Origin of the sequence: Streptomyces sp. NPDC052301 (assembly GCF_044593395.1) — a bacterium.
GTDB lineage: Bacteria > Actinomycetota > Actinomycetes > Streptomycetales > Streptomycetaceae > Streptomyces.
Window position 1 is genome coordinate 50,250 of sequence record NZ_JBIUBE010000025.1, and the last position, 14,273, is coordinate 64,522.

13 protein-coding genes and 2 pseudogenes are annotated in these 14,273 nt (G+C 70.9%); 10 read left to right on the top strand and 5 right to left on the bottom strand.

Annotated elements, in window-relative coordinates:
* The first annotated feature begins 443 nt into the window (after positions 1–443).
* Entirely contained in the window at positions 444–1,040 is a 597-nt protein-coding gene (locus ACIHEJ_RS39400) for a hypothetical protein (protein ID WP_400142666.1), read from the top strand.
* A gap of 41 nt (positions 1,041–1,081) precedes the next feature.
* On the opposite strand, the gene ACIHEJ_RS39405 is transcribed toward ACIHEJ_RS39400, so the two are convergent.
* From ACIHEJ_RS39405 to ACIHEJ_RS39425, 5 genes are all read right to left on the bottom strand, one after another.
* Positions 1,082–1,228: a hypothetical protein gene (locus ACIHEJ_RS39405; RefSeq protein ID WP_400142667.1), complete on the bottom strand. Its 147-nt coding sequence runs from the start codon at positions 1,226–1,228 to the stop codon at positions 1,082–1,084.
* 399 nt (positions 1,229–1,627) lie between these two features.
* Positions 1,628–2,641, bottom strand: a complete 1,014-nt coding sequence (locus ACIHEJ_RS39410; RefSeq protein ID WP_400142668.1) for a DUF5914 domain-containing protein — start codon at positions 2,639–2,641, stop codon at positions 1,628–1,630.
* Positions 2,641–3,654, bottom strand: a complete 1,014-nt coding sequence (locus ACIHEJ_RS39415) for a phytoene/squalene synthase family protein (RefSeq protein WP_400142669.1) — start codon at positions 3,652–3,654, stop codon at positions 2,641–2,643. The genes ACIHEJ_RS39410 and ACIHEJ_RS39415 overlap by 1 nt, the downstream gene beginning before the upstream one ends.
* Entirely contained in the window at positions 3,651–5,192 is a 1,542-nt protein-coding gene (gene crtI / locus ACIHEJ_RS39420; protein WP_400142670.1) for a phytoene desaturase family protein, read from the bottom strand. The genes ACIHEJ_RS39415 and crtI overlap by 4 nt, the downstream gene beginning before the upstream one ends.
* Positions 5,189–6,493, bottom strand: a complete 1,305-nt coding sequence (locus ACIHEJ_RS39425) for a polyprenyl synthetase family protein (RefSeq protein WP_400142671.1) — start codon at positions 6,491–6,493, stop codon at positions 5,189–5,191. Before ACIHEJ_RS39425 ends, crtI begins: the two co-directional genes overlap by 4 nt.
* Positions 6,494–6,763: 270 nt before the next feature.
* On the opposite strand from ACIHEJ_RS39425, the gene ACIHEJ_RS39430 reads away from it, so the two are divergent.
* The 9 genes and pseudogenes from ACIHEJ_RS39430 to ACIHEJ_RS39470 all read left to right on the top strand — a co-directional run.
* Positions 6,764–7,957 carry a lycopene cyclase family protein gene (locus ACIHEJ_RS39430; protein ID WP_400142696.1) on the top strand — a complete coding sequence of 398 codons (1,194 nt, stop codon included), beginning with the start codon at positions 6,764–6,766 and terminating at the stop codon, positions 7,955–7,957.
* A gap of 31 nt (positions 7,958–7,988) precedes the next feature.
* Positions 7,989–8,720 carry a class I SAM-dependent methyltransferase gene (locus ACIHEJ_RS39435; RefSeq protein WP_400142672.1) on the top strand — a complete coding sequence of 244 codons (732 nt, stop codon included), beginning with the start codon at positions 7,989–7,991 and terminating at the stop codon, positions 8,718–8,720.
* A complete protein-coding gene (locus tag ACIHEJ_RS39440; RefSeq protein WP_400142673.1) occupies positions 8,717–10,384 on the top strand; it encodes an FAD-dependent oxidoreductase in 1,668 nt (555 codons plus the stop codon). The genes ACIHEJ_RS39435 and ACIHEJ_RS39440 overlap by 4 nt, the downstream gene beginning before the upstream one ends.
* Positions 10,385–10,759: 375 nt before the next feature.
* A complete protein-coding gene (locus ACIHEJ_RS39445; RefSeq protein WP_400142674.1) occupies positions 10,760–11,032 on the top strand; it encodes a DUF4190 domain-containing protein in 273 nt (90 codons plus the stop codon).
* A 304-nt stretch (positions 11,033–11,336) separates the two neighbouring features.
* A pseudogene (locus tag ACIHEJ_RS39450) lies at positions 11,337–11,555 on the top strand (dihydrofolate reductase); the annotation flags it as partial.
* 136 nt (positions 11,556–11,691) lie between these two features.
* Complete coding sequence (locus tag ACIHEJ_RS39455) at positions 11,692–11,982, top strand: hypothetical protein (protein WP_400142675.1); 291 nt, start codon at positions 11,692–11,694, stop codon at positions 11,980–11,982.
* A gap of 532 nt (positions 11,983–12,514) precedes the next feature.
* Entirely contained in the window at positions 12,515–12,883 is a 369-nt protein-coding gene (locus ACIHEJ_RS39460) for a hypothetical protein (RefSeq protein ID WP_400142697.1), read from the top strand.
* A 42-nt stretch (positions 12,884–12,925) separates the two neighbouring features.
* Positions 12,926–13,125, top strand: a pseudogene (locus ACIHEJ_RS39465) (transposase); the annotation flags it as partial.
* Between the two features lie 96 nt (positions 13,126–13,221).
* On the top strand, positions 13,222–14,273 hold a 1,052-nt coding region (locus ACIHEJ_RS39470; RefSeq protein WP_400142676.1), incomplete at its 3' end, for a transposase.

Consider the following 14,273-nt stretch of genomic DNA (forward strand, 5'->3'; position numbering starts at 1 on the left):
AAGGCGTTCCACCCGGAAACGGCGCCCACGGCGAACCGCACACCCATGGCCCGCGCCCAGCGCCGCTCCAGCAGCTTCAGCGCCGGATCTCATCCCATCTGAGCGCGGGCAGCGGAAAGATCCCCCTGGGTGGCGGCCCCGGCGACGAGCAGAACGGGCCAGGAACCGAGGGCTGCGGTGATTGCAAGCGGTCGCGGGCTCGGAGCCGCTGCGCACCGAACGGCGACGGGTCGCCCGCGCTGGGTGCGTGCAGGCACCTGGGAGCCGGGCCGACCGGACACGCGCTGCTCTGCCTTCTCGCCGAACGTCATCACCGTGACCCCGGCCGCACCCGCGAGGAGGCCCTGCCCCAGCGCGTGCTTCATGGTGCCGCCCCGGGTACCCGGGCTTGGCTGCGTTCACCAACGCTCCCCGACTGGCACGCGTACACAGGAGGCCCCAGGATGAATGCTCCCTCACCCTCGGACACGTCTCGACGCCTTCCGCCGGCTCGTGGCGCGGACATGAAGTTGCTCGGCATCTATCTCAACGACCATCTGGCCGGCGCCACCGCGGGCTCGCTGCGAGCCAGCTACCTGGCGCGGACCACCCGCGGCTCCGCCCTCGGCCGGGCGGCGGGTCCTGTCGCCGCCGAGATTGCACAGGACCGGTCGGCGCTGCTGGGCATCATGCGGGACCTGGGCGTTCCCGTCCGCCGCTACAAGGTCTGTGCGGGCTGGGCGGCCGAGAGACTGGGGCGGTTGAAGGGCAACGGGCGCCTGATGCGGCGCTCACCGCTCAGCACCGTGCTGGAGCTGGAGGCGCTGCGGCTCGCGGTGGAGGGCAAGGCGGCCGGATGGCAGACCCTGCGCCGGCTCAGCACCATTGAGCAGCGCCTTGATCCTGCACAGCTCGACACGTTGCTGGAACGGGCCCGGCAACAGCAGAACACACTGGAGGAATGGCGCACTCGCGCAGCCGAGGCGGCACTGCGTACGACGGCCGGGCCGGGAAGCGGAAACTCGCGAGGTGGCGGGCGGTCGGCTGGTCGAAGGGGGTGACGATCCCCGGCATCGTGAACGTGTCGTGTGGTCGGCGGTGATCAGGCCTCGGCCCGCAGCACTCCCAGCCGCTCCACACCGTCGGTGACGGCCACCCACCACCGCCCGCTCCGGCGCGCACCCGTCCTGTCCCGCTCTGCGAGCAGATCCACCCGCTGATAGGCCTCGCCGGGCAGGCTGCCTTGCACGGTGACTTCGTGACCGCCATCTCCCGCATCGAGCCCCGCCCGGTGAACTGGCGCAGCACCGTCTCCCGGATGTCCACCACGAAAACAGCCCCACGCCCCGCATCCCGGCCACAGCGGCGTACTCCGCGATCAGCACCGGAAGCTGCTCGAGCGTGGCTGTATGGCCGGCCTGCATCAGCACCACCGATGACTCCGCCGCAATCCTCTCAACCACGGAGGGCATCCCCGCATCAGCAGCCGCCCCCGGATCGCCTCGGCCGTGCCATGTGCGGAAGGCAGCGGGTTTGCCGCCAGGACAGTCGGGGCCGGGTGAGGTCACGGGACTCGTCTTCGGCGGTCGTCGACGGTGTCATCCATGCGCTCGCCGGCGACGTCCGCGCAGCACCACTCGCACGGTGATCAGGCGGGGATGCGTCCCGTCGACCGCAGGTGCCAGCGTCGTTCGGCGTACGCGAAGTCGTCTCGCCACAGGCGTCCCGCGGCGGCGCGGACGAGCGGGCGCAGCAGCGGGGCAGCCTTGCGGGCCAGGAGGAAACCTGTGCGGTCGGAGACTGCGATGACGGCCTCGACGACCGCCGTGCGCGGTCGGCCATGGTCGTCGGACCCGAGGGGGACGGCATGCGTCTCGACCACGGAACCCGTGCCCTCGCCGCGGGTGATGTGCATGACGACGGTGCGGGGTTCCGGCGTGGTGAACACCGCTCGCACCGGTACGACCAGTCGTCCCGCGACCTTGAAGGACACGTCGACGGTGAAGCCGTTGTCGCTCCCGTCAGCGGCACTTTCGGGCACCTCGACCACGGTGAGGTCGACGAACGAGTGGGGGTGGTACCAGGCGCCGTGCCAGGGGTCCAGGCGATTGGCCACGATGTCTTCGGGCTCGCACGTTGCCACGCCGACGTAGACGGCCGACACCGCACTTGCCGGCGTGGGACGGGACGGCAGCACGGGTGCCTCGAGTGGCGGTTCGCCGCCTACGTCGTCCAGGCGCACCCACACCAGCACGCCGTCGTCGTGGACCGGCAGGGGATTCCAGCCACCGAACGGGGCGCCGTCCAGGGCGAGTCCGTGCCAGTGACACACGAGGCGTCCGCACCGTACGGGACTGTCCCGCAGTGGCGCGCCCAGGTGTGGGCAGATGCCGGGGCCGGCGACCGGACGGCCGTCGGCGCCGCGCCAGACGACCACTTCGCGCCCCGCCACGGTCCGGGCCAGCGGCCGGTCCGCGTCGAGGCCGTGGGAGGCACCCACGACGTACCAGTTGCCGGACGGGCGTGCCTGCGCCCGCTTCAGCGCTTCGGCGATCACGGCGGGGCGCGCTTCGCGCCACGTGGGGTGCTGGCGGTCCCAGGACACCGGCCGCCTGCGCACGAGGAGGGGGAGGCGTCCGCCACCGAGGGCCGGGCGGGGCATCACGCGACCTCCTCGGGCACCGGTCGGCACGGTTCGCCGGGACACGCCAGTGAAGGAGGGGACGCAGGAGCGGGGCGCCTTGGGGCACGCAGGTGTGCGGCGGCCACCCGGAGGAGCCCGTCGGCGGCGACCGCGGCGCGGCGCACTCGGGGCACGACCGCGCGACGGTGCAGCACGGAGTAACCCTGCCGGGCCACGGCGTCCAGGATGCCGCCGTACAGGACGAACGCGGTGCGGATGCACGGGCGGGAGAGCGGGGCGAGCATGGGGAGCCCGGGTGCCGCCTCTCGGTAGACGCCGCGGGTGAGGGCCTCGAATTCGCGCAGCGCGGCGGTGATGCGCCGGTCGGTGCGGCCTGTCGTGCGGCTCCACTCGAGCAGCCGGCGGTCGGCGCCGTGGGCGTGCAGCAGGTCGGCCGGCAGGTACACCCGGCCCCGGTCGAGGTCTTCGCCCACATCACGGAGGAAGTTGGTGAGCTGGAAAGCCACACCGAGCGCGGCCGCGTGCGGGGCGGCCTCCTCACGCGGGACGACCGTGCCCAGGACGGGCAGCATCTGCAGCCCGATCACGGCCGCGGAACCGTGCATGTAGCCGCGCAGATCGGCGTAGGTGGCGTAGTCGGTGACCCGCAGGTCGGAGCGCATCGCGGTCATGAAATCGGCGAACAGACCGTGGTCGATGGCGTAGCGGCGTGCCGTGTCCGCAAGGGCCAGCACCACCGGCTCACGACTGTTGTGCTCCTGCAGGCTCGACAGCAGCTCGTGGTGGAGGTCGGACAATGCAGCGTCACGCCGGGCGGGACCGATCGCGGGATCGAGGGTGTCGACGATGTCGTCGGCCCAGCGTGCGAAGCCGTACAAGGCGTGCACGGCCGCTCGGTGCTCGACGGGCAGCAGCCGGGTGGCGAGGAAGTAGGTTTTTCCGTGGCGGGCGTTGAGCCGGCGGCATTGCCGGTACGCCGCACGCAGGGCCGGGTCGGCGATGCCTGCCGCATCGAGTTCGCGGTCGCTCATGCGGAGGCCTCCTGCGCAGGAAGGCGGCTGCCGCGCCTGGTGGCGGTGGCGCGTGCGGTGGATCCGGTGATCCGTGCCGCAGCGAGCTTCCCTGACAGCAGCACGGTCGGGACACCGACGCCGGGAGTGGTGCCGCAGCCTGCGAGGACGACGTTCTCCGTGCCGCGGACGAGGTTGCGGGGCCGGAACGGACCCGTCTGCGGGAACGTGTGCGCCACCGAGAACGGCGTACCGGCGCTGTGCCCTTCGGCGTGCCAGGTTGCCGGTGTGACGATGCACTCCTTCTCGATGGCTTCCTCGATGCCGTCGAGGCCGCGCCGCTGAAGTTCCCGCAGGAGCTCGCCGCGGTAGCGCGGGGCCAGGTCGTCCCAGGCGGAGGGCTGTGGACCGACGTCGGTGTTGGGGCAGGGAGCGAGGACGTAGTGCAGATGCCGGCCTGGCGGGGCGAGCGACGGGTCGGTGGCAGTGGGCCGGGTGATGAGCAGCGACGGGTCGCTCATCAGGTGTCCCGTTCGCGTCAGCTCGTCGAAGGTGTGGTGCCAGGCCGCGCCGAAAGAGATCGTGTGGTGCGCGAGCTGCGGCCAGGTGCGGGCGGTGCCCAGGTGCAGCACCACCGCGGAGGGCGAGTGCCGCAGCCGCAGGGGACGCCGGGGCGGCCGGCCCAGGAGCCGGTAGGCGACGGGCAGGTCGGGAGTGAGGACCACGGCGTCACAAGGAATGCGGTCGACCTCGGTGACGACGGCAGTGACCCGGCTGCCGGTACGTTCCAGGCACCTCACCTCTTGCGCGAAGCGCAGGTCGGCGCCCGCGTCGGCGGCGGCGTCCGCCATGGCCTGCGGCAGCGTGTGCATGCCGCCTCGGGGGAAGTACACGCCGGCGACGGTGTCCATGTAGGCGATGACTGCGTACGCGGCCAGGGCCCGCCTCGGCGGCACTCCCGCGTAGAGGGCTTGGAAGGTGAAGACGCGGCGCAGCCGCTCGTCCAGCAGGAATCGGCCGATGCGCGGCTCCAGCCGGCCGAACCCGCCGAGGACCGCCAGCCGTGCGAGATCGGTGGTGAGCAGATCCAGCGGCGAGTCGAAGTTGGCGTCGATGAAACGGCGCATCTGTACGCGGTGCAGCCGTTCGAGCCAGCTGCGCAGCCGCAGGTATCCGGCGGCGTCGCCGGCTCCGGCGAAGCGCTCGATCTCCGTGGCCATCGCTTCGGCGTCGGTGTGCACGTCGAGGCTGCTTCCGTCGGCGAAGCATGCGCGGTAGGCCGGGTGGAGCGGGACGAGGTCGACACGTTGCCGCAGACTGTCACCGACGGCGGCGAAAGGTTCGTCGGCCAGGTCGGGCATGGTCAGCACGGTGGGACCGGTGTCGACGCGGTAGCCGTCGAGGTCGAGGCGGCCGGCGCGGCCGCCCGGCAGCGGGGCACGCTCCACGACGGTCACCCGGCGTCCCGCGCCCAGCAGGTGCAGCGCGGCCGACAGTCCGGCGAGCCCAGCTCCTACCACCACCACGTGGTCGGTGCCTCCCGGCACCGTGCGCATCACCGTCGGACCCGCTCGGCGGTGGGCGGCACCCAGGCCGCAGGCAACGCCTGTGGTTCACGGTGACCGCCGCCTGCCGTGGTGCCGGCCGCGCGGCTCAGCAAGTCACGGAGCCGGTTGGCGCCTTCGGCCTCAAGCCTCGCGCTGTCCAGGTGGTGCAAGCCCTTGTCCAGGAGCCGGCGGATGCGGGCTTCGGCTGCCTCCGGGGCTCCTGTTGCCACCAGGACCTCGCGCACCTTCTCCAACGCGGCCGGTGACAGATCTCGGCGGCCGAGCGCGTGCTCGAGGACGTCGAGGGCACCGCGGTCACCTGCGGCCTCGGCCCGCGCCCGGGCAAAAGCGACGAGATACGTCGGCTTGCCCTCACGGATGTCACCGCCGGCCGGTTTGCCGGTCCGCCGCGGGTCGCCGAACACATCATCGAGATCGTCACGCAGCTGGAAGGCCATGCCGACGCACCGGCCGGCCGAGCACAGCGCCCGCACGGTGACGTGGTCCGCGCGGGCGAGGGCAGCGCCGAGCGCGAGCGGCCGCTCGACGGAGTAGCGGGCGCTCTTGAGGCAAGCCGTCCGCAGCGCGCGAGGCAGGGAACGGGCCGCCGTAGCCTGCCCGTGGACGTCCAGGTACTGTCCGGCCACCATCTCCGTGCGTGTATCGCTCCACAGGCGGCGCACGGCGGACGCGGTGTCGGACGGCAGGGCGGTTTCGGCCAGCAGGTCGTCGGCCCAGGCGAGCGCCAGGTCACCGGCGAGGATCGCGGAGGCCTGTCCGAAGGATGCGGCACGGTCCGGCGAGGTCGCGCTGTCGTACTGTGCGGCGACGTCGGCGTGCACCGGGAGCCGGCCCCGGCGCAGCGTGGAGCCGTCCATCACGTCGTCGTGGACGAGCGCGCAGGTCTGGAGCAGTTCCAGGGCGGCGCCGATCCTCAGCGCCGCCGTCACCGTGGCGTGGCCCTCGCCGCCGCAGGCGCGCAGGGCCCACCAGAGCAGTTGTGAGCGGGCGCGGTTGCCGCCCCGGCTGAAGCGCGCGACCCGTTCGGCCACGTCGTCGGCGAACACCGTGCTCATGGTCCGTGCTCGGTTGACATGCTCGGCCAGGAAGCGGTCGAGGACACGGGCGACGGCCGCGCGGACGTCCTGGTCGACGGCGCGGGCGTCCGCGGTCTCCGGGCGCGGCGAGGCGGCGCGTGGAAGGTCCCTCGCCGGGCCGTTCGGCCGCACCCGGGCGGGGGAGTCCGGCGGAGCCACCGGGGCAAGGGACGCCGATCCGCCCGTGGGCTGATCCGTCGCCGGTGTGGGACGCATTCCGGTTCAACTCCTCGTGTTCGCGTAGCGATCCGTCCTCACTCGCTTCGCGCTCGGAAGCGCAGACGGATGCGCAGGGAGCGAAATGCGGAACGAATGGCTGGTGCCATGTTTTCCCCCTCCCGGCCCTGCCCAGCGCCGCAGCGGCGTTGTCACCCGCGCGGGTGGCTTGCATCCGTTCGGACGCCGGGACAGGAATGCTGAAGGTGCGGCGCGCGTGTGCCGAAGACCGAACGACTGGTGCTCACGACCTGGAGGGAGGAAGCGCTCGTGCGCGAGGTGGATGTCGCCATCATCGGCGCGGGAGCCGCCGGTCTGTCCCTGGCGCACCGCCTTTCGGCACCCGGATTCCGGGCGAGCGCGTTGTCGGTGCTCCTGGTCGACGCCCCGCCCGGCCCGCTGCGTCCGCCCCGCCGGACCTGGTGTTTCTGGGAGGCCGGCCAGGGGTGCTTCGACGCGGCGGTCAGGGCGTCGTGGCGGCAGTTGCGCGTGCGGTCCCGTACGGGAACTGTCATCGAGGGAGACATCGCGCCCCTGCGGTACAAGATGATCAGGTCGGACGACTTCGAGGAACTGGTGGCTGCTCAGGTGGCGCGCAACCCGGCCCTGCGGCGGCTGGAAGCCACCGTCGAGACGGTGGAGGACGTCCACGGCGGAGGCCTGATTCACCTGCAGGACACCGAGGGCCGCCACCGGACGGTCCGCGCCCGCTGGGTCTTCGACTCACGCCCGCTCGGCAGCCTGCCCGCCGCCCGCACCACGCTTCTGCAGCACTTCCACGGCTGGTTCGTCCGCACCACCCGCCCCACCTTCGACCCCGCCACGGCCGAACTGATGGACTTCCGTACCCCACAACCCGACCACGGCCTGTCCTTCGGGTACGTTCTGCCCCTCACTCCCGGCGAGGCACTGGTGGAGTACACCGAGTTCTCTCCGCGCGTCCTGTCGGCCACCGATTACGAGGCGGCGGTGCGGCACTACACCCGGGACGTGCTCGGCCTCGGCGGCCTGGAGGTGCTCTCCACCGAGACCGGAGCCATCGCGATGACGGACGGCCCGCTGCCCCGGCAGGTCGGTGCGTCCGTCTTCCGGATCGGTGCCGCCGGTGGAGCCACCCGCCCCTCGACCGGCTACACCTTCGCCGGCTTGCAGCGGCAGACCCGGGCCGTGGCCACAGCCCTGTACCGGGGCCGACGGCCCGTGCCGCCTCCCGCCCACTCCGCCCGCTCCCGCGCCATGGACGCCGTACTTCTGCGCGCCCTGGACAGCGGCCGGGCCAATGGCCCCGATCTCTTTGCCCAGCTGTTCGCACGGGTTCCGATGAAGCGACTCCTGCTGTTCCTCGACGGCCGCACGCACCTGCACCAGGACCTCGCCGTCGGCCTGCACGCCCCCATCGGACCGATGCTGCGCTCGGCGCTGGAGCTGCCCCTGCTGCCCCGTCGGCCGTTCGAGGAAACCTGACGCCCCACCACCCACCCCCATGGGAGACCGCATGGCCCTGCTGCACGACCAGGAGCTGACCGCCGCATTCGACCACGCCGCACGCACCTACGACGCGCTGGTCGCCGTCAACCCCGGCTACCACTCTCACCTCCGTCGCTCGGTACGTCGGCTGGGCCTGCCCGATCACGGACGCGGCCTGCGCATCCTGGACCTCGGTTGCGGAACCGGCGCGTCCACCGCCGCCCTCGCCGCTGCGCTGCCGAACGCGGAGATCACCGCCGTGGACGCCTCCGCCGGGATGCTCGCGCGCGCCACCACCAAACGTTGGCCGCCCCACGTCACCTTCGTGCAGGCACCGGCGGAACGGCTGGCAGAGGCCGGTGTGCACGGCCCGTTCGACGCCGTCTTCGCCGCCTACCTGTTCCGCAACGTCGCCGACCCCGACGCCCTGCTGACCACCGTGCACCGGATCCTGGCCCCGTCGGGCAGGCTCGGCGTGCACGAGTACACGCTCAGCGGACACCGCGCCCACCGGGCCGTGTGGACCCTCGTGTGCCGCGGCATCGTCCAGCCCCTGGCCGGCGCGCTGGGGGACCGCGACCTGTACCGGCATCTGTGGCGCAGCGTCGTCGAGTTCGACACCACCGACCGCTTCGCCGCCCGGATGCGCACCGCTGGATTCGACCGCGTGCGCGTCCTGCCCCTACCTGGCTGGCAGACGGGCATCACGCACACGTTCGTCGCCCGCCGCGCCGACGCCGACGCGGAGGAGGCGCGATGACCCGCCCGCGCCGACGAGGGCAGGAACCGGCACGCCCCGGCCGGGACCGCCAGGCCCGCATGCTGCCGCCACCGGTCGGCGTGCCGAGGATCGAAGGGGAACGGCCCACCACCGCGGTGGTAGGCGGAGGGATCGCCGGCCTGGCCGCCGCGACCGCGTTGGCCGAACGAGGCGTGGCGGTGACACTGTACGAGCGCGAGAGCTTCCTGGGCGGTCGCATCGGCGGATGGTCCGTCGAGCTGAAGGACGGCACGAAGAGCACCATGAGCCGCGGCTTCCACGCCTTCTTCCGTCAGTACTACAATCTGCGGGCCCTGCTGCGCCGCACCGATCCCCGGCTCGAACGGCTCACGGCGCTGCCGGACTACCCGCTGCGGCACAGCAGCGGACTGCAGGACAGCTTCCGGCGCGTTCCGCGCACACCCCCGTGGAGCGCCCTCGGCTTCGCCGCGCTGAGCCCCTGCTTCGGCCTGCGCGACCTGCTCCGCATGAACCCGGTCGCGGCCCTGCCACTCCTCGATGTCCGCGTCCCCGAGATCTACGCACGCCTCGACCACCGAAGCGCGCACGACTTCCTGGAAGACATCAGCTTCCCGCGCAAAGCCCGCCACCTCGCCTTCGAGGTGTTCTCCCGCAGTTTCTTCGCCGACCCCCGCCGGCTTTCGGCTGCCGAGATGGCGCTCATGTTCCACATCTACTTCCTCGGATCCGCCGAGGGCCTGCTCTTCGACGTGCCCAGCGCGCCCTTCCCGCAGGCCCTGTGGAATCCTCTCGCTGCGTACCTGTTGCAGCACGGCGCCGACGTCCGCGTCTCCACGCCCGTGGAGCACATCACCCCCCTCCCGAAGGGCGGCTACGAGGTGAGCACCACCCGTGGCCGACAACGTCATGACACCGTCGTCCTGGCCCTGGACACCGCAGGGCTGCGCTCCCTGGTCGGCCGTTCCGACCGGCTCGGCAACGCCGCGTGGCGGACACGCATCGCCCACCTGCGCACCGCCCCACCGTTCCTGGTCACACGACTGTGGCTCGACCAGCCCGTGGCTGCGGACCGCCCCGGCTTCCTCGGCACCAGCGGATACGGCAGCCTCGACAACGTAAGCGTCCCGGAACGCTGGGAGGACGAAGCGGCCCGCTGGGCGGCGCGCACCGGCGGATCCGTGGTGGAACTCCACGCCTACGCACTGAGGCCGGACACGCCCCGCGACGTGGAGCAGAAACACCTGATCGACCAACTGCACCGGATCTACCCGGAAACACGGAACGCCACAGTCGTCGACGCCCGCCACGAGTGGAGGGCCGACTGCCCGCTGTTCCCGGTGGGTGGCCATGCCGACCGCCCACCGGTGCGCACCCCGGATCCGCACCTGGTGATGGCCGGGGACCTGGTACGCGTCGATCTGCCCGTAGCACTGATGGAACGGGCCGCCACCACTGGTTTCCTCGCTGCCAACGCGCTCTTGGAACGCTGGGGCGTGTGCGGGCAGCCGCTGTGGACAGTTCCCGATCGAGGACGCGGCACTCACCTGCGCCTGATGAGCCGCTGGCAGCAGCACGGCGATGCACAAGCACGCGACATGCCGGGGCGCAGGGCAACGGCTGCTATCGCGGTGCGGGCAAAAGGAGCAAGGGCATCCGCACGATCATTGCCGCCGTCATCGTGAGCAGTGCGGTCGTCGCAGCCATTCCAGCCCGGGTAGTGATCACCGTGGTCGGGATCGAGAGGTTCGTTCCCGCTGCCTCACGCAGACCTCAACTGCCTGGGCCTCTACAGCTTCCGTGCCGCCGTCACGGACCGTCTGAGGCTCGCCTCCGGGTGGCCGGTCAGGTGGCGGGCCTGACGGATTGTTCCGGGGCGGGCGAGCATCGCCCCTTGCTCGTCGGTAGGGGAGTACGGGCGAGCGCGGGGGGCATGTCGACTTCCGTTCGTGCGCCGGGAGTTGTTCGCGCAGTCTGAGGCATGACCCGGCTGTGGTGGGCAACCAGAAGGGAACCGAAGAAGAGAAAAGAAGCTGACTACGACAGGTTAGGAGATACCGATGTCGTCCTACAGCAGAACAGGCGCAGACAAGACGGGCCGGGCGAGCGGACTGGCGATCGCGGGACTGGTCTGCGGCATCGTCGGCCTTTTCATCCTGCCGATCATCCTGGGGCCGCTGGCTGTCATCTTCGGCGCCGTGGCGCTGCGTCAGACCGGCTCCGTGATGGCGAAGTGGGACATCGGTCTCGGAGTGGTCGACATCGTTCTCATGATCGTGATGTTCGTCGTCGCCGCCAACAACGGCGGCAGCTTCTCCTGGCACATCGGCTGACGGACTCGCGCTGGCTGCAGCCGGCGTCTGTGCGCCTACGTGGGCGCCCATGGGCTTGCTCCGCGCGCCGGCTCCACTGCCGGGGGTGGAGGTCGGGGCAGGTCCGGTGTCGGTTCGGACCCGGTGGCTGTTACTCACTTTCGGTGAGCATCTCCGTTGCGGCAGGCAGGGAAGGCCGGCGGAGAGCTGACCTGTGCATATGCGCCTCGACATGCCCTCTCACGCGTCGTGCTGTCGAGTTCGCGTGTGCCCCACGTTTCCTGCGTGAGCGATGAGTTTGGCGGCGGACCGGGTCTGTCCCGGCATGACTCGAATCATCGCTGACATCTCGGTGTCTCTCGAGGGCTTCGTCACCCGGCCCGACCCCCGGCTCGGCCCCCGGTCTGGGCACCGGCGGTGAAGCCCTGCACACGTGGGCGTCTTCCGAGGACCCCGACGGCCGCTGGGTCCTGCCCGAGGGGGGACTGTCCGCTCGGGTGCCGTCGTCCTTGGCCACCACCTCCTCGACGTTGTCGAGGGGCCGACGCGCCACTCGTCCTGCTCGCCGGCGGGACGACCCTGATTGATGGCACGGAGATCCGTGTGCGGCGCCCGGCGGCAGGCCGACAGCACCGGAGCAAATTCGTCTCCGAAAGACCGAGCAGAACGTGGGGAAGTCCATGGTCCTCACGGACGCCGAGGGGCGCGTGATGTCCTGCAGCCCGGTCCAGCCGGGCAGTTGCGCCGACATCACCCAGGCACGACAGCTGGGACTGGCCCAGTTCCTGGCCGACGGTCCGTTCATGGAGATCCCCGAGGATGCCGGCTATCAGGGCATGGGCGCGCAGACCGGCGGTCGCGTGGTGACGCCACCACATCGCAAGGTCAAAAAAGAGGCTCGCGGTTCCCGATCCGGCCGTAGGTCCCAGGGGATGCGGGCTTCCGGCGCCGGGACGCCGGCGATCACGTAGAGGGTCGTCTGCCTGAAGACCAAGAGCGCGGGCAAGGTCGTCGAGTTGCGAAGTCAGTGGCGGTGCACCTGAGGCCACCGAGCGGAGTTCTCTCTCCGAGATGCCGGACGCCGAGGCCAGCGACGTGACATCCGTCCGACGGTGATCCAGAAGTCGGGTCAAGCACGCCAGCCGAACGCAGGCCCTTCTGCAGGATCCTTGTCTCGTCCACGACCAACACGCCATCCCCGCGCCGAGGTGGTCCACCTGTCAGGAGCGCGCCCCGTCGGCGCCCCAGCGTGCGCTTCGCAGCAGCCTCTGCATCGTGCTGGGGCGGCGTGGCCAGCCTGTGTCGGCCGTTCTCGTACTTACCCGGGCCCAACGCAAATCGCGAGGGCCGACCGGATGGGGATGGCGCGCTCCCGCCCGAGGCAGCTGATCCACCCCTCAATCCCTTTGCGCGCACGAGCAGGTCGCCCCTAGCGTGCAGGCGCATAGGAACGTGCGCCAGGACAGCGCGCCACACGCATGAGGAGCAACCGCCGTGGGAACCATGGTCTCGGTCAGGGGCTGGCTGCAGTGTGACGACGGACAGCTGGCCCAGATCAAGGAGATCGTGGGAGCAGACGATCCGGAGCGCACCTACAGCGGGGGCTGGGCCTTCCCCGCTCGGCAGTACAACTACGTCAGGTGGGCGTTCTACGGGGGTGACATCCGCGCGGTGTCCCTCGACTGGTTCGAGGAGAGGTTGCGTCAGATCGCCCGGATCCCGGCCTCCTACCAGGACGGCGAGTACGACGACAGGCCTCGAGGGCTGTTTCTGGTCAGCCACGACGTCGACGGCATGAGGGAGTGGAGGGTCCACAACGGTGACCTTGTGATCGGCCTCCCGGATGGGGATTACCGCTACCTCGACGCCTAGCAACTGGTCTCGATTGGTGTGATCTTGCGGCATGCTGTTCGCGTGTCGAGCGAGTTGGCCGAGCGGACGGCGCCGGACGGATTGTGGGAGCTGTTCCAGCGGGTGGTGCCGCCAGCTCCGGTGCGACCGCAGGGTGGTGGTCGCGGACGGCACGGCATCGGTGGGTCCTGGCGGCCATCGTGTTCGTCGCCACGTCAGGATGCACCTGGAACCAGCTTCCGCCCGGCTTTGGCCCGTCGGGCGACTATGCTGCGCAATTTGGCTGAGTGAGCGTCGCGGGTGCGGCATGATCGCCTCTGTGGCCCTGGTCGCGTCGTGGGCCACGAGGAGTGGAGTCCATGTCGTTACGGCCGAAGAGGCTGCCAGAGATCCCGGCACAGACCGTGGCGGTCGCGCGGGCGGCGTTCCCTCATGGGACGTTGGCGATGCGGGTGCGGGACCGGCTGGGCGCGGTGTTTGCGGATGAGCCGTTCATCGATGCGTTCGGACACCGTGGGGCGCCGGGCCTGTCGCCGGCGGTGTTGTCTCTGGTCACGGTGCTGCAGTTCACGGAGAACCTGACCGACCGGCAAGCCGCCGTGATGGCGGTCCGCGCGATCGACTGGAAGTACGCGATCGGCGCGGAACTGACCGATACCGGTTTTGACGCGACCGTGTTGTCCCGGTTCAGGACCCGGCTGGCCGAGCATGGCATGGAGCGGGTGGTGTTCGACCGACTCCTGGAAGTGTGCCGTGACCAGGGCCTGGTCGGGGCCGGCGGCAAGCAGCGCACTGACTCCGCTCATGTGATCAGCGCGGTTCGTGACCTGAACCAGACCGAACTCGCAGGTGAGAGCGTGCGAGTGGCGTTAGAGGCCCTTGCGGTCGCGGCTCCGGGCTGGTTGGCCGACGCGGTGGACATTCCCGAGTTCGTGCACCGCTACGGGGAACGCGTCAACGGGTGGACGATGCCGTCGTCGAAGTCGAAGCGGGACCGGCTGGCGGTGGTGTTCGGGCAGGATGCGCTGGCACTGTGCCGGGCGGTCTGGGCACCCGGGGCGCCGGGATGGCTGCGGGAGATCGAGCCGGTCGCGTTCCTGCGCAGGATGCTCGTGCAGACCTATTACGTGTCCACCGACGCGCGGGGACGGGAGGTGGTCGTGAAGCGGGAGGCCGACACGGAGGGCGTCCCGCCCGGTCATCTCCGCCTGGCCTCTCCCTACGACCCTGATGCGCGGTGGGCGGCCAAGGGCGACGACCTTTTCTGGCGCGGCTACAAGGTCCACCTCACCGAAACCTGCGACACTCCCGCCGAAGCCGAAGCCGAAGCCGAAGCCGAAGCCGAAGCCGAAGCCGAAGCCGAAGCCGAAGCCGAAGCCGAAGCCGAAGCCGAAGCCGAAGCCGAAGCCGA